Origin of the sequence: Roseomonas fluvialis (assembly GCF_022846615.1) — a bacterium.
In the GTDB taxonomy this organism is placed as follows: domain Bacteria; phylum Pseudomonadota; class Alphaproteobacteria; order Acetobacterales; family Acetobacteraceae; genus Neoroseomonas; species Neoroseomonas fluvialis.
The window spans coordinates 1,938,666-1,954,557 of sequence record NZ_AP025637.1 but is presented as its reverse complement, the minus strand read 5'-3'; the positions used below and the strand labels follow the sequence as shown (position 1 = coordinate 1,954,557).

Annotated in this window: 15 protein-coding genes; 7 read left to right on the top strand and 8 right to left on the bottom strand. The window is 70.6% G+C overall.

From position 1 onward, the window contains the following. Positions 1-75: 75 nt before the first annotated feature. The 4 genes from MWM08_RS09475 to MWM08_RS09460 all read left to right on the top strand — a co-directional run bounded on the left by MWM08_RS09475 (position 76) and on the right by MWM08_RS09460 (position 5,378). Complete coding sequence (locus MWM08_RS09475) at positions 76-2,466, top strand: penicillin acylase family protein (RefSeq protein WP_244459191.1); 2,391 nt, start codon at positions 76-78, stop codon at positions 2,464-2,466. Positions 2,467-2,620: 154 nt separating this feature from the next. After that, a complete protein-coding gene (locus tag MWM08_RS09470) occupies positions 2,621-3,385 on the top strand; it encodes an arginyltransferase (protein ID WP_244459190.1) in 765 nt (254 codons plus the stop codon). 30 nt (positions 3,386-3,415) lie between these two features. Then, positions 3,416-4,366: a catechol 2,3-dioxygenase gene (locus MWM08_RS09465; protein ID WP_244459189.1), complete on the top strand. Its 951-nt coding sequence runs from the start codon at positions 3,416-3,418 to the stop codon at positions 4,364-4,366. Positions 4,367-4,427: 61 nt separating this feature from the next. Continuing rightward, complete coding sequence (locus MWM08_RS09460; RefSeq protein ID WP_244459188.1) at positions 4,428-5,378, top strand: MBL fold metallo-hydrolase; 951 nt, start codon at positions 4,428-4,430, stop codon at positions 5,376-5,378. Positions 5,379-5,381: 3 nt separating this feature from the next. On the opposite strand, the gene MWM08_RS09455 is transcribed toward MWM08_RS09460, so the two are convergent. Then, on the bottom strand, positions 5,382-6,362 hold the full coding sequence (locus MWM08_RS09455; RefSeq protein ID WP_244459187.1) for a TRAP transporter substrate-binding protein: 981 nt from the start codon (positions 6,360-6,362) through the stop codon (positions 5,382-5,384). 137 nt (positions 6,363-6,499) lie between these two features. Here MWM08_RS09455 and MWM08_RS09450 point away from each other — a divergent pair, with 137 nt between their 5' ends. Both MWM08_RS09450 and MWM08_RS09445 read left to right on the top strand, forming a co-directional pair. Further along, complete coding sequence (locus MWM08_RS09450; protein WP_244459186.1) at positions 6,500-7,531, top strand: uroporphyrinogen decarboxylase family protein; 1,032 nt, start codon at positions 6,500-6,502, stop codon at positions 7,529-7,531. Then, the gene (locus MWM08_RS09445) at positions 7,531-8,388 is read left to right on the top strand and encodes an amidohydrolase family protein (RefSeq protein WP_244459185.1); all 858 of its coding nucleotides are present in this window, start codon (positions 7,531-7,533) and stop codon (positions 8,386-8,388) included. The genes MWM08_RS09450 and MWM08_RS09445 overlap by 1 nt, the downstream gene beginning before the upstream one ends. Here MWM08_RS09445 and MWM08_RS09440 read toward each other — a convergent pair whose 3' ends face one another. From MWM08_RS09440 to MWM08_RS09420, 5 genes are all read right to left on the bottom strand, one after another. Further along, positions 8,389-9,669 carry a TRAP transporter large permease gene (locus MWM08_RS09440; RefSeq protein WP_244459184.1) on the bottom strand — a complete coding sequence of 427 codons (1,281 nt, stop codon included), beginning with the start codon at positions 9,667-9,669 and terminating at the stop codon, positions 8,389-8,391. After that, a complete protein-coding gene (locus MWM08_RS09435) occupies positions 9,666-10,151 on the bottom strand; it encodes a TRAP transporter small permease (RefSeq protein ID WP_244459183.1) in 486 nt (161 codons plus the stop codon). Before MWM08_RS09435 ends, MWM08_RS09440 begins: the two co-directional genes overlap by 4 nt. Next, a complete protein-coding gene (locus tag MWM08_RS09430; protein ID WP_244459182.1) occupies positions 10,148-11,143 on the bottom strand; it encodes a TRAP transporter substrate-binding protein in 996 nt (331 codons plus the stop codon). The genes MWM08_RS09435 and MWM08_RS09430 overlap by 4 nt, the downstream gene beginning before the upstream one ends. A gap of 75 nt (positions 11,144-11,218) precedes the next feature. Next, a complete protein-coding gene (locus tag MWM08_RS09425) occupies positions 11,219-11,947 on the bottom strand; it encodes a maleate cis-trans isomerase family protein (RefSeq protein ID WP_244459181.1) in 729 nt (242 codons plus the stop codon). Further along, positions 11,944-12,837 carry an ABC transporter substrate-binding protein gene (locus tag MWM08_RS09420; protein ID WP_244459180.1) on the bottom strand — a complete coding sequence of 298 codons (894 nt, stop codon included), beginning with the start codon at positions 12,835-12,837 and terminating at the stop codon, positions 11,944-11,946. The genes MWM08_RS09425 and MWM08_RS09420 overlap by 4 nt, the downstream gene beginning before the upstream one ends. Before the next feature lie 134 nt (positions 12,838-12,971). Between MWM08_RS09420 and MWM08_RS09415 the strand changes: the two genes are divergently transcribed. Then, entirely contained in the window at positions 12,972-13,940 is a 969-nt protein-coding gene (locus MWM08_RS09415) for a Bug family tripartite tricarboxylate transporter substrate binding protein (RefSeq protein WP_244459179.1), read from the top strand. Between the two features lie 45 nt (positions 13,941-13,985). Here MWM08_RS09415 and MWM08_RS09410 read toward each other — a convergent pair whose 3' ends face one another. Next, on the bottom strand, positions 13,986-14,933 hold the full coding sequence (locus MWM08_RS09410) for a Bug family tripartite tricarboxylate transporter substrate binding protein (RefSeq protein ID WP_244459178.1): 948 nt from the start codon (positions 14,931-14,933) through the stop codon (positions 13,986-13,988). A 29-nt stretch (positions 14,934-14,962) separates the two neighbouring features. Next, on the bottom strand, positions 14,963-15,868 hold the full coding sequence (locus MWM08_RS09405) for a dioxygenase family protein (protein ID WP_244459177.1): 906 nt from the start codon (positions 15,866-15,868) through the stop codon (positions 14,963-14,965). Positions 15,869-15,892: the final 24 nt, after the last annotated feature.

Here is a 15,892-nt window from a genome sequence, read left to right as displayed (position 1 = left end):
GCCGCCGCGTCGATGGCCGCGCCCCGTGCCGGGCAGAGGTTCCCAAGCCGCCCCTGCGGCGCCATCTGTGCTGGCGTGAAGACATTCCTCCGCTGGTCGGGCCGCGCCCTTGCGGGCCTCGTGATCCTTGTCGTGCTGCTGCTGGGGGCCGCCGTCGCCGCAGTGTGGTGGACGCTGCCGGCCCGCGACGGCGGGGTACAGCTGCCTGGGCTGTCCGCCCCGGTCGAGATCGGCTTCGACGCGCAGGGCATCCCGACCGTGATCGCGCAGTCGGACACCGATGCCTGGACCGCGCTCGGCTGGCTGCATGCGCGCGACCGGATGTTCCAGATGGACAGCATGCGCCGCGGCGCGAGCGGGCGGCTGGCGGAGGTCGCGGGGAGTTCCGCGCTACGGCTCGACCGCTACATGCGGGTGCTAGGCTTGGTGCCGCGCGCGGAGGCCGACCTCGCCGCGCTGGCGCCCGACGTCCGCGGCGCGATGGAGGCCTATGCGCGCGGCGTGAATGCCTGGATTGCGGCGCGCGGTCGCTTCGCCGCGCCGGAATTCCTGCTGCTCGGCACGCCGGATCCCTGGCGGCCGGTCGACAGCCTGCTCTGGGGCAAGGTGATGGGGCTGTGGCTGTCGGGGAACTGGCGCACCGAACTGGATCGTGCGCGCCTCGCGGGGCTGCTGCCGCCGGAGCGGCTGGGGGACCTCTGGCCGGCCGACACCACGCCGGGGCGGCCCGACCTGCCGGGCCTGACCGACGCGGGCACGGCGCCGCGCAGTCACCTCGCGAGGATGCCGGGCCTGGACCGTGCGGCGCTGGACCGGCTGGCGGCCGCGGTGCCGCGCTTCCCGGTCGATGCGCCGCTACCCTCCATGGCGTCGAATGCCTGGGCGGTGGCGGCGACGCATTCGACCACCGGCGCTCCGCTGCTCGCGAGCGACCCGCATCTCGGCTACCAGGCGCCGATCCTGTGGTACCTCGCGCGCATCGAACTGCCGGGCGGGCGGGTGCTGTCGGGTGCGACGGCGCCGGGCGTGCCGGGCATCGTGATCGGGCGCAACGAACGCCTGGCCTGGGGCTTCACCACCACCCATTCCGACACGCAGGACCTGTTCGTCGAACGGCTCTCCGGGCCTGACGCGTACCAGACCCCCGATGGGCCGGTTCCCTTCGTGGTGCGGGAGGAAGTGATCCGCGTGCGCTGGTCCGCCCCGGTCACGATCCGCGTGCGCGAGACGCGGCACGGGCCGGTGGTCAGCGACCTCGATGCGCCGGGCGGGCGGTCCGACGGCACGGTGCTGGCGCTGGCCGCGGCGAATCTCGCGCCCGGCGATACCGCCGCGGCCGGGCTGCTGGCGCTGAACAGTGCGCGCGGCCTGGCCGATGCGCGGGCGGCCGCGGCCCTCATCACCAGCCCATCGCAGAACCTGATGGTGGCCGAGGCCGGCGGCGGCATCGCCATGTACCTGACCGGGCGGATTCCGGTGCGGCGGTCGGGCGATGGCAGCCTGCCCGTGCCCGGCTGGGACGGGCGGGCCGACTGGACGGGCTTCATCCCCTTCGCGGACCTGCCGCATGTCGAGAATCCGGCCAGCGGCGTGATCGTGAACGCCAACAACCGGGTGGTGCCACCGGGGCATGCGGCGTTTCTCGGGCGCGACTGGAACGGGGATTGGCGGTTCCGGCGGATCGGGCAGATGCTCGAGGCCTCGCCGCGTCATGACGTGGCGGGTTTCGCGGCGATGCAGGCGGATGTCGTCTCGCTGTTCGCGCAGGCCGTGCTGCCCGCGCTGCGCGCCGCCCCGCGGCCCGAGGGCACCGCAGGCGCCGCGTCCGACCTGCTGCGCGGCTGGACCGGCGAGATGCGCATGGACCTGCCGCAGCCACTGGTCTTCCACGCCACGCTGGCGCGCTTCGGCCGGGACGTGCTCGCCCGCGCGCGCCTCCCCGAGGATGCCGCGCGCGCCAGCCCCGAATTCCTGCAGCGCGTGCTGACCCACGCGCCGACCGGCGCGGCCTGGTGCGGCGAGGGCGGCTGCGGGCCGATGCTCTCGGCGGCCATGGCGACGGCGGTGGCGGAGCTGGTCCCGGTCCATGGCGCGGACCCCGCCGCTTGGCGCTGGGGTGCGGCGCATCCCGCGCGCTTCGACCATCCGCTGCTGCGCTTCGTCCCGGGCCTGGGCGCGCTCACTCGCATCGCCACGCCCTCGCCGGGCGACGGCGAGACGGTGAATCGTGCCGGGCTGCGCGCCGAACCCGGCGGCATCTTCGCCAATGTGCATGGCGCGGGGTTCCGCGGCGTGTTCGACCTGGCCGACCCATCGGGCACCCATGCCATCATCGCCACCGGGCAGTCCGGCCATCCGATGAGCGGGCATTGGTCGGACCTGCTGGCGCGCTGGCGGGACGGCGGGGTGATCCGCCTCGGGCTGCCCACCGGTTCGCCGGGCGGGCGGGTGGTGCTGGCACCGTGAGGCAGGCGCCGGGCAGGCCGCCCGATCCCGGCCGTGGCGCGCGGGCACGAGACGTGCGTGCCATCACCGCGGCCAGCGCCACGGAGCCATGTCACCCCACGACGCCATCTCCCGGTTGATTCCCGCCGCGCGCGCGCCGACACTAGAGACCCAGATGCTCCACCGCTCCTCCCGCCGACCGCAGTTCTTCTACACCACCGCGCCGCTGCCCTGCCCGTACCTGGCCGGCCGGACGGAACGGAAGATCGTGACCGAGCTCTCGGGCACGGATGCCGAGGGGCTGCACGACAGGCTGTCCCGCGCGGGGTTCCGGCGCAGCCACAACATCGCCTATTCGCCCGTGTGTCCCGGCTGCCAGGCCTGCATCCCGATCCGCATCGTCGCCGGCGCCTTCGAACCCGACCGCACGCAGCGCAAGGTGGCGCGCTTCAACGCTGACGTGACCGCGGCCGAGATGCCGGCACGCGCCACGGCCGAACAATTCGCGCTGTTCCACCGCTACCAGAAGGCGCGCCATGCCGATGGCGACATGGCGGCGATGGGCTTCTACGACTACCGCGCCATGGTCGAGGACACGCCGATCGGCACCGGCGTGGTCGAATTCCGCGACGCGACCGACCGGCTGCTCGGCGCCTGCCTGACCGACCGGCTGAGCGACGGACTTTCGGCGGTCTATTCCTTCTATGACCCGGCGGCGGAGAAGCGATCGCTCGGCACCCATGCGGTGCTGTGGCTGGTGGACCGCGCGCGCGAATTGGGGCTGCCCTACGTGTACCTCGGCTACTGGGTGCCGGAGAGCCGCAAGATGGCCTACAAGGCGCGCTTCCGGCCGAGCGAGGTGCTGATGGGCGGCGCCTGGCGCATGTTGGGCGAGACAGCCGTCGCGCCGGCGCCCGCCATGTCCAGCGTCGAGGCCTGAGCGGGGCCGATGCATCCGCCGGAGCCGGTGATGGACGTTGCCCATCTCGGCCATGTCGAACTGCTGACGCCGAAGCCTGACGACTCTCTGCGCTTCTTTCGCGACGTCATGGGCATGACGGTCAGCGGTGCGCAGGGCGACAGCGTGTTCCTGCGCGGATGGGACGACTACGAGCGGTATTCGCTGCAACTGACGGCGTCGAAGACCTCGGGCCTAGGCCATGCCGCCTTCCGCACGCGCAGCGCGCAAGCGCTGGAACGCCGCGTGGCGGCGCTGCGCGCGGATGGCTGCGAGGTCACGGAGGTCACGGACAATGTCGGCCATGGCCCGTCCTTCCGCTTCCGCGACCCGGACGGGCATGTCTTCGAGCTGTACTGGGAGACGGAGTGGTACGCGGCACCGGACGACCGCCGCGCAGCGCTGAAGAACCAGCCGGAACGCTACCCCGCTCGCGGCGTGAACGTCCGGCGGATCGACCACTTCAACTGCCTGGCCGTCGATGTGCGCGCCTGCCGCGCATTCTTCGAACGCACGCTGGGCTTCCGCTGCACCGAGCGCATCGAACTCGACAGCGGCGAGGAGGCGGGCATGTGGCTGACCGCCACCAACAAATCCTACGACTTCGCCTTCACGAAGGAAGCGCACGGTGTCCCGGGCCGCTTCCACCACGTGACCTTCGCGCTGGATAGCCGCGAGGCCGTGCTGCAGGCGGCCGACACCTTCCTGGACGCCGGCGTGCCGATCGAGACCGGGCCGCACAAGCACGCGGTGCAGCAGACCTTCTTCCTGTATGTCCATGAGCCCGGCGGCAACCGCGTGGAGGTCGCCCATGCCGGCGCGCGGCTGGTGCTCGCACCCGACTGGAAGACCATCACTTGGACCGAAGCCGAACGGAAGAAGGGCCAGGCCTGGGGGCTGCGCACCGTCGAGAGCTTCCACACGCGCGGCACCCCGCCCCTGCCCGGCGAGGATGCGCCGTAGTGACGGCTGGGGCGGCACCGCCGGGCATGCCATGATGCGGACCCAGGGAGGAACCAACGCCATGATCACCCGTCGCCAGGCCGGCCTCGGCGCCGCCGCATCAGCCCTGCTTCCGACGCTGGCCGCGGCGCAGTCCGCGCCCGCCGGCCCGCCTCAGGCCGCTGGCTTCCATCGCTTCAAGGTCGGCGGCTTCACCGTGACCGTGGTGAATGACGGCTTCGCCCGCCGCAACATCGACGGGCTGGTGCTGAACGCGCCGGTCGAGACGGTGCGCGCCGTGCTGGCCGAAAGCTTCCTGCCCACCGATCACTACATCGGCCCCTACAACGTGACCTTCGTGGATACCGGGCGGCAGTTGGTGATGATCGATGCCGGCACCGGCGGCCAGCTCACGCCGACGGCGGGGCGCATGGCGGCGAACATGGCGGCGGCGGGGCTCGATCCCGCGCGCGTCGGGCTGGTCGTCATCACGCATTGCCACCAGGACCACATCCATGGGCTGACCACCGCCGAGGGCCAGGCGGTCTTCCCGAATGCCGAGGTCGCGATCTGCGAGACCGAGCACGCCTGGTGGGCCGATGCCGGCAACGAGACGCGCAGCCCACAGGGACAGCGCGTGAACTTCGCGAATGTCGCGCGGCGCTTCGCACCCTACCAGGGCCGCATCCGCCGCTTCGCGCCCGAAGGCGAGATCGCGCCCGGCCTGCGCGCCGTGGCGGCACATGGCCACAGCCCGGGGCACACGGTGGTGCAGGTGGCCGACGGCAATGATCAGATGCTGATGCTGGCGGACATCACCCACAGGCCCGAGCTGTTCGTGCGCCGCCCGGACTATGTCTCGCTGTTCGACTTCGACGGCGCGGCGGCGGCAGCATCGCGCCGGCGCATCCTGGACCGCGCCGCGACTGACCGCGTGCGCGTGACAGGGTACCACTTCCCCTTCCCCTCCAACGGCTTCATCACCCGCGAAGGGGAAGGGTTCCGCTTCGTCGCGGCGGACTGGAACAGCTGACCGTCAGCGCTGCGCGGTGGCGCGGAAGCGTTCCAGCAGCTGCTGGCCTTCCGGACCGGCGCGCTGCGCCCATTCCTGGGTCTGCCGCGCGCCGACCTCGCGCAGCTGCGCCAGGAATTGCGGCGAGGGCGTGCTGACCACCATGCCGCGCGCGCGCAGACGTTCGACCATCTCGGTCTCGGCGGCCTTGGCGGCTTCTAGGCCGCGCGCGCTGGCGCGTTCCGCCGCCTGCGTCACGGCGTTGCGCGTGGCTTCGTCCAGCCCGCGGAAGGCGCGCGCGTTGACGATGATGAAGTTGCGCGCGCGCATCCCGCCGACATCGGTGAAGTAGCGCGCGTAGTCCCACGCGCTGGTGTCCACGCCAGTCTGCGCCGAGGTGAACATCGCCGCGATCACGCCGGTGGCGAAGGCCTGCGGGATCTCGGCCACCTGCACCGTGACCGGCGCCGCGCCCATCAGCTCCGCCATGCGCGTGGTCAGCACGTTGTAGGTGCGGAACCGCAGGCCGCGCAGGTCGTCCGTCATGCGGATCTCATTGCGGGTGTAGAAGGCCTGGCTTGGCCAGGGCACGGCGAACAGCGGCAGCACGCCCTGGCGTTCCATGCGCGCGGCGATGAAGGGCGTGCTGACGCGATCGAGCACCGCGGTCGCTTCCCAGGTGTCGGCGAGGAAGGGGACGGAATCCACTTCGAAGAACGGGTCCTCGTTGCCGTGGACCGAGAGCAGCACCTCGCCCAGCTGCACCTGGCCGGTCTGCACGCCGCGCTTGATCGCGGGCATCTGCAGCAGGGACGCCGCGGGGTGCAGTTGGATGCTCAGGCGCCCGTTGGTGCCGCGCTCCACATCCTCGATGAAGGCGCGGATGTTGCGGGTGTGGAAGTTGCCCTCGGCGTAGGCCGTGGCCATGGTCCAGCGGGTCTGGGCGGTGGCGGCACCGCAACCCATCGCCAGCATCGCGGCAGCCGCCAGCAGCGTCCTGCGCATCGTCAGCCTCCCTTGTTTGCACGGCGATCATGCGTCGCCATGGCGCACATCCTTTCGCCGAACGGGCGGCGCGGCAAGGGCAGCCCCTGGCCGGGCGCGCGCACCGCCGCTAGCCTCGCGGCACCGGAGGAAACATCATGACCGCCACGCTGCTGCCGACCTCGCTCGTCGGTTCCTACCCCCAGCCCGAATGGCTGATCGACCGCAAGCGCCTGGCCGGGCGTTTCCCACCGCGCGTGCGCGCAACCGAGCTTTGGCGCGTGGCGCCCGAGGCGCTGGAACAGGCGCAGGACGACGCGACCCTCCTGGCGATCCGCGCGCAGGAGAAGGCGGGGCTCGACATCATCACCGACGGCGAGATGCGCCGCGAAAGCTACTCGAACCGCTTCGCGACCGCGCTGGATGGGGTGGACATCGACAACCCCGGCACGGCGCTCGATCGCAGCGGGCATCCGAACCCGGTGCCGCGCGTGGTCGGGCGCATCAGCCGCCGCCATGCGGTCGAGACGCGCGACGTGGCCTTCCTGCGCGCCAACACGGACCGCATGATCAAGATCACCGTGCCCGGCCCCTTCACCATGTCCCAGCAGGCGCAGAACGATTTCTACAAGGATGAAGGAGAGATGGCGAACGACTACGCGGCGGCGGTGAATGCCGAGATCCGCGACCTGTTCGCCGCCGGCGCCGACATCGTGCAGATCGACGAGCCCTACATGCAGGCGCGCCCGGAGAAGGCGCGCGCCTTCGGGTTGGACGCGGTGAACCGCGCGCTCGATGGCATCACCGGCACCACCGCGCTGCACATCTGCTTCGGCTATGCCGCCATCATCCATGAACGGCCGAACGGCTATTCCTTCCTGCCGGAGCTGTGCCGCTGCAAGGTACGGCAGATCTCGATCGAGACGGCGCAGTCGAACCTCGACACGACTGTACTGAAGCAGCTGCCGGACCAGACCATCATCCTGGGTGTGATCGACTTGGCGGACCAGCGGATCGAGAGTGCGGAGACCGTCGCCGCGCGCATCCGTCGCGCGCTGCCGCATATCGATCCGGCGCGCGCGATCGTCGCACCCGATTGCGGCATGAAGTACCTCCCGCGCGAGGTCGCGGACGGCAAGATGCGCGCGTTGGTGGAAGGGGCGGCGATCGTGCGGCGGGAGATCGCGTGATGCATCCCTGTCTCCCGCCGCTCGACATTGAGCCGACGCCGTCCTGGAAGGGGCCGCCGCTTTCCTGCGACTGCCACTTCCACATCTTCGGGCCCTATGACCGCTTCCCCCTGGACGCCGGGCGGCACTACGAACCGCCGGCGGCGCTGGTCCCGGCCTATCTGCGCATGGCCGAGGCGTTGGGGATCGGCCGAATGGTGATCGTGCAGCCCTCGGTCTATGGCACCGACAATGAGTGCTCGCTCGATGCGGCGGAGCGCTTCGGGCTGGACCGCGCGCGCGTGGTCGCCGTGGTCGATGACAGTTTCAACGAGGCGGCGCTACGTGCGATGCATGCGCGCGGCGCGCGCGGCGTGCGCTTCAATGCGGTGAGCGGCAATGGCACGCCGCTCGATCAGTTGGACACGCTCGCGCGCCGGATCGCGCCGCTGGGCTGGCACCTGCAGGTCTATGCGGAGGGGCATCAGTTGCCGGACCTGGCACCGCGCCTCGCCGTGCTGCCGATCCCTGTCGTGATCGACCACATGGGTGGTGTGCGCACGGCCGATGGCTTGAACGGTGCCGGCTTCCAGGCGCTGTTGCGGCTGCTGGGCGGGCCACGGACCTATGTGAAGCTGTGCGGCTACCGCATCAGTTCGGCCGGGCCGCCCTTCGCGGATGTGGCGCCCTTCGCGCGCGCGTTGCTGGATGCGTCGCCGGATGGTTGCCTGTGGGGCACCGACTGGCCGCACCCCTCGCTGTCGTCCTGGATGCCGGAAGATGGCGCGCTGTTCGACCTGCTGGGCGAATGGGCGCCGGGTGCCGCCGAACGCAAGCGTGTGCTGGTCGACAACCCGGCACGGCTTTACGGCTTCTGATCAGCGCGCGGCGGGCTGGAACATCAGCGCGAAGCCTGGGATGTACGTGGTGAGGAATAGCACCACCAGCATCCACAGGATCTGCGGCCAGATCGCCCGGCTGATGCGCGTGAGCGACAGCCCGCTGATCGCCATGCCGATGAACAGGCAATAGCCGATCGGGGGCGCGGCCATGCCGATCGCGACATTGGTGACGATGATCGCGCCGAAATGGATTGGGTCCACGCCGAACTTGTTGGCGATGGCGATCAGCATCGGCCCCAGGATCACCATGATGGCGATCTCGTCCATCACCGCCGCCATCAGGAAGAAGGCGATGTTGAGCGCCGCCAGCGCCATCCATTTCTCGCCGACATTCTCGCCCAGCCAGGCTGCGAAGCGCGTCGCGATCTGTTCCTGCGCGACCAGGATTCCGAAGCCGGCCGAGACAGCGATGATGGCGCAGACGATCGCACTGGTGCGCATCGCGCTCGCGAAGATGCCCGGCAGCGCGCGCAGCGTCAGTTGCTTCTCGATGAACAGCCCGACCAGCAGGGCATAGACGCAGGAGACGGCAGCCGCCTCGGTCGGCGTGAAGACGCCGCCATAGATGCCGCCCAGCACCAGCAGTGGCGAGGCGAGCGCCCAGCGCCCCCGCGCGAAGGCAAGGCCCGCCTCGCGCAGCTTGGCGCGCGGCAGGCGCGGCACATCGTGGCGCCAGGCATGCACCCAGCAGATCGCCATCAGGCCAGCGGCGATCATGATCCCCGGCACGATGCCCGACAGGAACAGCCGCCCGATCGACTGTTCCGCCACGATCCCCCAGATGACGAAGGCAATGGAGGGCGGGATCAGCGGCCCCAGCACGCCCGCACTGACCGCGATCGAGGCAGCAAAGGCACGGTCATACCCCGCCGCCGCCATCGCCGGGATCATGATGGCGCCGATCGCCGCCGTGGTCGCCGGCGCGGAACCTGAGATGGCGGAGAACACCAGCGCCGCCAGCACCGTGACCATCGCGAGACCGCCGCGCAGATGCCGCACCAGCGTGCCGGCGAAATCCACCAGGCGCTGCGACAGCCCGCCGGCGGTCATGATCTCCCCCGCCAGCATGAACAGCGGGATTGCCAGCAGGCTGAACGACTGCGACCCGCTGATGACCGACTGCGCCAGGAAGGCCGGCTCGATGTCGGCCGCGATCAGCGCCCCGGCGACGACCAGGGCGATGGTGATCGCGAAGGGCACACCCAGCACCACCAACACGGCGAAGCCGGCGGTCAGGAACCAGGCCACCTCGCTCATGCCGCGGCGTCCACCGCGCCGCCGGGGCGCAGCGCGCGCTCCAGCCCGAACAGCGCGACCAGCGCCCCACAGGCGATGGCGAGCGCGTTCAGGATCTCCGTCGGATAGCCGATCGCCGCCGAGACCGAGCCCGAGGTGATGTCGAGGAAGCGCCAGCCCGACCAGGCAAGGAAACCGCCAAGCGCCGCCGTCAGCGCATCCACCAGCCGTTCATACGCCACGCGCGCCCTGCCCGGCAGCGTGTCCGGCAACAACGTGAGACGCACATGGAATCCCTCGTGCACGCCGAGCGCCAATCCGCCCAGCACGCTCCAAGAAAACAGCAGCACCGCGAGTTCCTCGCTCCAGGAGGATGCCGCGCCGACCACGTAGCGCATCACCACTTGGTAGACGATCGCAGCCAGCATTCCCGCCGCGGCGAGCGCCACGGAGAATCGCGTCGCCGCCGCGACGGCGCGCGTCGCGGCGGCGAGCAGCCTCACTGCACGGCGGCCAGCGCGTCGCGCACGATGTCGGCGCCGATCTGGCCGCGGAAGGCCTCGTACATCGGCAGTACGCCGCGGCGGAAGGCGGCCTTGTCGGCGACCTCGTTCACCTGCATGCCGTGGCGGCGCAGGCTCTCCAGCAGGCCGGCATTGGCGGCAGCATTGGCGGCGCGCTGGGCGCGCGTGGCCTCGGTCGCGGCTTCCTGCACGGCCGTCTTGAGGTCGGCAGGCAGGCGGTCGAAGCTGCGCTTGGCCATCAGCAGCCCGATCATCGAATAGATGTGCCCGGTCAGCGACAGGTACTTCGTCACCTCGTAGTATTTGTTCTGGTCGATCACGCCGAGCGGGATCTCGAGCCCGTCGATCGCGCCCTGCTGCACGGCGGTGAAGGTCTCGCCCCAGGCCATCGGCACGGCATTGCCGCCGAGGCTGCGGAACATCTCGATGTAGATCGGGCTCTGCAGCACGCGGAACTTGATGCCGCGCAGGTCCTCCGGCCGCACGATCGGCCGGATGTTGTTGATCATCTGGCGGAAGCCGCCCTCCATGTAGCCGAGCGGGACCACGCCGCGCGCTTCCAGTCGCGTCTTCAGCGCCGTACCCACCGTGCCGTCCAGCACGCGATGCGCCTGGTCTTCGCTGGAGAACAGGAAGGGCATGTCGTTGACCTGGAAGGCCGGTTCGATCTGCGCGATCACCGCATTGGTGATGACGCCCATGTCCACCGTGCCGAGCCGCATGCCATCCAGCATCGGGCGTTCGTCACCCAGTGCGCGGTTGGGGAACAGCTGCACGTCCACGCGCTCGCCCACGCGGCGTTCGAGACCCTGCTTGAACAGGCGCGCACCGGAGGCATAGGGGTCCTGCGCACCGTCGCCGCTGGTCCAGCCGATCCGCAGCACCGTGCGACCCTGCGCGTGCAGGATGGCGGGCGCGGATGCGATGGCGATGGCGGCGGCGCCAAGGCCGCGGCGGGTCGTGCGGGTCATGCGGGTTTCCTCCGTGGGCCCGGTCGTGGCCGGGTTGGACGCGCGGATGATAGGCGCATGCCGCGCCCGGACAAGTCAGCCCAGCGCCATCAGCCGCCCGAAGCCCGGCACCGCATCGGTGATGCCGCAGCGCCGCAGCGCATGCCAGACCATCACCTGATTGCTGGTGACGATCGGCAAGCCGAGTTCCGCCTCCAGCGGCGCGATCAGCGGGGCCGAGCGGATCGCGGTACACGAGATGAAGCAGGCCTGCGCCCCCGACGATCCCGCGACGGCCGCATGGACCTGATCGCGGATGCGCCCGGGAGGCAGCGCGGCCATCTCCGCATTGGTGTTCAGCCCCAGCATCGATCCTCCGGCCACCTCGATCCCGTGCGCGGCGAGGAATGCGACCTCACGCGCATGCACCTCGGCGATGTAGGGTGTGGCCAGCACCACGCGTTGCGCGTCGAGCGCGGCGAAGGCCGCCAGGATGCCATCGGCCGTCGCGATCGCGGGCAGGCCCGTCGCTTCCGTCATGCGCCGCGGGATGGCCTCGGCCATGGCGGGGGCGAAGGTGGACACGGCGGTGCAGTGGAAGGCGAGCAGCGCCGGCCGCGCATCCGCCAGCAGCCGCGCCGCCGCTTCCAGGCCCTCGACCATGCGCAGCAATTCCGCTTCGGAACTTCCGCGCAATTCGAGCCGCGTGACCAGAGCCGCGACGCCCCGGGGCATCATTGCGTGCAGTTCCGCCTCGCAGACCTGGTTGCCGGAGGGCACCAGGAAGCCGATGCGCGCGCGGTCGCCGTAGTCGATGGCGCTCACAGCGATGCCCGCGCCTGCGCCAGCCAGGTGCGGTCGATGTAGTCCTCCGCACGCGTGCGGGCGCGCGTGGGCAGGTCGCGGATCAACGCGCTGGTTTCGATCAGCGCCTGCACGCCGGCTTCGCTGGCCTCGGCATCGCGGGGGAAGATCTCTCCCTGCGTGTATTCCTCCCAGGCGCTGTCGGCGTAGCGTGCCTCGATGCCGCTCTCGGCCATCGCGACCTGCCGCGCCAGGTTGCGATCTGTATGGAAGCGTTCATGCGCGCGCAGGAAGCCCCGCAGGAAGCGCAACAGCAGGTCGCGGTTCGCCGTGGCCCAGCGCGTGTCCACGTCCAGGCTGGTGAACTGGAAGTCGTCGCGCGGCTCCGCCAACGACACGAAGCCCTGGTCGAGTGCCATGTGATTCAGCGGCGCGCCCTGCAGCCCGGCATCGATGCCGCCCGAACGCAGCAGGTCCCAGCGCGCCAGGATCGGCCCGCAGGCGACGAGTTCGTAGTCGCCCGGGTAGTGCAGCCCGTGTTGCGCCAACAGCCTCATGATGAGGGACGACGACCCCGCGCGCAGCGACGACACCCCGATCCGCTTGCCACGCAGACCGGCGATGCCGTCGATGCTGGCGCGCGCCACCAGCGAGAAGGGCAGCCGGTTCACATTGCCGCCGATGATGACCTGGTGCCCGCCCGCTTCGGCATCGAGGATGACGTGCTCCGTGACGCCATAGGCGAGTTGCGCGCGACCGTCGCGCACACGCTCGTTGACCTCCTCGATGCCTTCGATGTGGTCGATGGCGAGGTCGATGCCCTCGGCCGCAAACAGCCCGGCATGCAGCCCCATCCAGGCCGGCATGTTGAAGTAGTTGCGCGAGACGACGGCGAGCGTCAGGCGGTCCATGGCGGCTTCCCTCTCCTGGCCCGACCCTCGCATTGCGGCGCGCGGCTGCCCAGGGGGGTGGCTACCGCCGAACCCCGGATCGGGTATCTAGGGGCGCCGGCGTCGCGATGCGCCGTGCAGGGAGGAAGAACCGCATGCTCACCCGCCGCACAACGCTCGGCCTCGCCGCCGGCCTTGGCCTCGCCGCGCCCGTCCGCGCGCAGGAGGCGTGGCCGTCCCGCCCCGTCACGCTGGTGGTGCCCTGGGCCGCCGGCGGGTCGACCGACGCGGTCGCGCGCATCCTCGCGCAGCGTCTGACACAGGACACCGGCCGCAGCTTCGTGGTGGACAACCGCACCGGCGCGAACGGCACGATCGGCTTCAATTCCGTCGCCCGCGCGCGGCCCGACGGCACCACGCTGCTGGTCAGCACGGTCAGCACCTACGCCATGGCGCCGTGGCTCTATCAACTGCCCTACGACAACGAGCGCGACTTCGTGGGCATCGGGCTGCTCGCCGCCATGCCCATCATCATGGTGGTGAACAAGGATTTCCCCGCGCGCACGCTGGCAGAGTTCATCGAACTGGCACGCCGGCCAAACCACCGCATCACCTACGCGAATTCCGGCACGGGGTCGTCCACGCATCTCGCGACGGAGCTTTTCCTGCAGGAGGCGCGGCTCGAAATCCCCGACATCGGCTATCGCGGCGGCGCGCCCGCGGTGCAAGGCGTGATCGCGAACGAGACGCCGATGGTCTTCCAGGCGGCCTCGGGCATCCTGCCGCAGATTCAGGCCGGCACGCTGCGCGCACTCGGCATCGCCTCGCGCGAACGCAGCCCGCTCGCCCCGGAAATTCCGACCTTCGCGGAACAGGGCCTGCCTGGCGTGGTGGTCGAGGAACACATCGCCTTCCAGGGCCCGGGCGGGCTGCCGGCGGACATCGTCGCCCGCGCCAATGCCGCCGCGCGCGCGGCGATGGAAGCGACGGAGACGCGCCAGCGCCTGGCCGCTCTCGCGGTCGTGCCGAGCGTCGGCACGCCGGAAGCCTGGCCGGCCTATTTCACCGCCGAGAACGCGAAGTGGCGCGATATGATCCGCGCGAGGAATATCCGCGTGCAGTGACGGCGCCCCGTGTGCCGCCGCGCGCGCGGCGGCACACGGAAGCCTTCAGTTCAGCCGAACGCCGCGCAGCACCTCGGCCTTCTGCTCGATGTCCTGCTGCAGCCGGCGCGTGAAGTCCGCACGATTGAGGAAGAAGTTCGCCGGCTGCGATCCGGTGCGCGCGGCAGTGCGGTAGACCTCGGTCGCCGCTGCGGTCGCGCAGGCGGCCTCGATGCGCGCGATGCGGTCCTCCGGCGTGCCGGCGGGCGCGAACAGCCCGCCGAAGGATGCGGGCGCGACCTCGAAGCCCTGCTCGACCGCTGTCGGCGCATCGGGGAAGTCCGGGTGGCGCTGCTGGTCGAACACCGCCAGCACGCGGATGTCGTTGCGCCCCGCCGCGCTGCCCAGCACGATCGAGCCTACGTCGATGCGCCCCTGCAGCACCTCGGTCATCACCTGCGCGTCGGCGCGGTAGGGCACGTGCTCGATCTCCGCGCGCGCGGCCCCCAGCCACTGCACCATCGCCAGGTGCGGGATGGAGGTGACGCCAAGCGTGCCGTAGGTCATACGCCCAGGCGCCGCCTGCGCCGCGCGCTGCAGGTCGCCCAGCGTGCGGATCGGGCTGTCAGGCTTCACCACCAGCGCCATCGAATTGCTGAACACCTGGCAGATCGGGCGGAAGCTGTTGACGCTGAGGCCGCCCTGCGGCTGCGTCACCGGCAGCACCGAGGCCACCAGCGCCGGCACGAACAGCAGCGTATAGCCATCCGCCGGGGCGCGCGCGACGGAGACCGAGCCGACCAGCGCCGCGGCGCCCTCGCGGTTCACCACCACGACCGGCTGGCCCAGCAGCGGCTGCATCTGTGCCGCCAGCGCGCGCACCAGCAGGTCGATCGCATTGCCCGGCGGGTACGGAATCACGACCTGCACGGGCCGCGTGGGAAAGGCCTCCTGGGCGATGGCTGCAACCGGCAGCGCAGCGCCGGCGGTCGCCAGAAGGCGTCGGGTGATCATTCTGTGTCTCCTCCCTGGATCGTCGTGGGTCAGCCGGCCGGCACCAGGCGCGACGGGTCGGAACCCACGCGCCCGCCGCCGCCTTCGCTCTCGCGCGACATGGTGAAGTCGTAGCGGATGCTCGGGATGCCTGGCACCGGCGCATCCGGCAGGCCAAGACTCTCCTGGATCACCAGCGACTTCGACACGCCGAAGACGGTGTCGCTGTCCACATGCGCGTCGTCGGCAAAATACAGCGCGGTGACCAGTTCGCGGTATCCCGGTGCCGCCACCAGGATGTGGATATGCGCGGGGCGGAAGCCATGGCGGTCCTGCTGGCGCACCATCTCGCCGACCGGGCCGTCCATCGGGATGGAATAGCCGAGCGGCTTGAGCGTGCGAAAATGGAAGCGGCCTTCGGCGTCGCAACGCAGCTGGCCGCGCATGTCCATCACCGACGGGTCGTGCGCCTGGAGGTCGTACAGCCCATCGGCATCAGTCTGCCAGACGTCGATCACGGCATGCGGGACACCCTGGCCCTCGGTGTCGCGCACCTGGCCGAAGATCATGATCTCCGGGCCGTCGGAGGCGACCGCGATGCTACCGCCGAGCTCGACCTTGGGCGCGGCCTCGCGGAAGAAGGGGCCGAGCAGGCTCGTCTCGGTGCCCGCTGCCTCGCGCCCCTTGCTGTCGTGCATCACGTTCACCAGGCGCGACAGGCCGAGCACATCCGACAGCAGGATGAATTCCTGGCGGATCGGCGAGCACATCTGCCCGACCGCGGTCAGGAACGCGATGCCTTTCAGCCATTCGTCCGGGGTGAGATTCACCTCGCGCGCGAATGCGTGCAGGTGGCGCACCGCGGCCTCCATGATCTCGCGCATGCGCGGATCGGGCGTGGTGGCCATCTGCGCGATGACGGCGTCGGTGATGTCGTTCGCGTCGAGGTCCTGCATCGTGTCCTCCTGTTGGCCGCGGGG

Excerpts from the sequence above, each read along its gene's own strand:
- MWM08_RS09470 (WP_244459190.1), top strand. The coding sequence starts at position 2,621 with ATGCTCCACCGCTCCTCCCGCCGACCGCAGTTCTTCTACACCACCGCG.
- MWM08_RS09465 (WP_244459189.1), top strand. The coding sequence starts at position 3,416 with ATGGACGTTGCCCATCTCGGCCATGTCGAACTGCTGACGCCGAAGCCT.
- MWM08_RS09460 (WP_244459188.1), top strand. The coding sequence starts at position 4,428 with ATGATCACCCGTCGCCAGGCCGGCCTCGGCGCCGCCGCATCAGCCCTG.
- MWM08_RS09455 (WP_244459187.1), bottom strand. The coding sequence starts at position 6,362 with ATGCGCAGGACGCTGCTGGCGGCTGCCGCGATGCTGGCGATGGGTTGC.
- MWM08_RS09450 (WP_244459186.1), top strand. The coding sequence starts at position 6,500 with ATGACCGCCACGCTGCTGCCGACCTCGCTCGTCGGTTCCTACCCCCAG.
- MWM08_RS09445 (WP_244459185.1), top strand. The coding sequence starts at position 7,531 with ATGCATCCCTGTCTCCCGCCGCTCGACATTGAGCCGACGCCGTCCTGG.
- MWM08_RS09440 (WP_244459184.1), bottom strand. The coding sequence starts at position 9,669 with ATGAGCGAGGTGGCCTGGTTCCTGACCGCCGGCTTCGCCGTGTTGGTG.
- MWM08_RS09430 (WP_244459182.1), bottom strand. The coding sequence starts at position 11,143 with ATGACCCGCACGACCCGCCGCGGCCTTGGCGCCGCCGCCATCGCCATC.
- MWM08_RS09420 (WP_244459180.1), bottom strand. The coding sequence starts at position 12,837 with ATGGACCGCCTGACGCTCGCCGTCGTCTCGCGCAACTACTTCAACATG.
- MWM08_RS09415 (WP_244459179.1), top strand. The coding sequence starts at position 12,972 with ATGCTCACCCGCCGCACAACGCTCGGCCTCGCCGCCGGCCTTGGCCTC.
- MWM08_RS09410 (WP_244459178.1), bottom strand. The coding sequence starts at position 14,933 with ATGATCACCCGACGCCTTCTGGCGACCGCCGGCGCTGCGCTGCCGGTT.
- MWM08_RS09405 (WP_244459177.1), bottom strand. The coding sequence starts at position 15,868 with ATGCAGGACCTCGACGCGAACGACATCACCGACGCCGTCATCGCGCAG.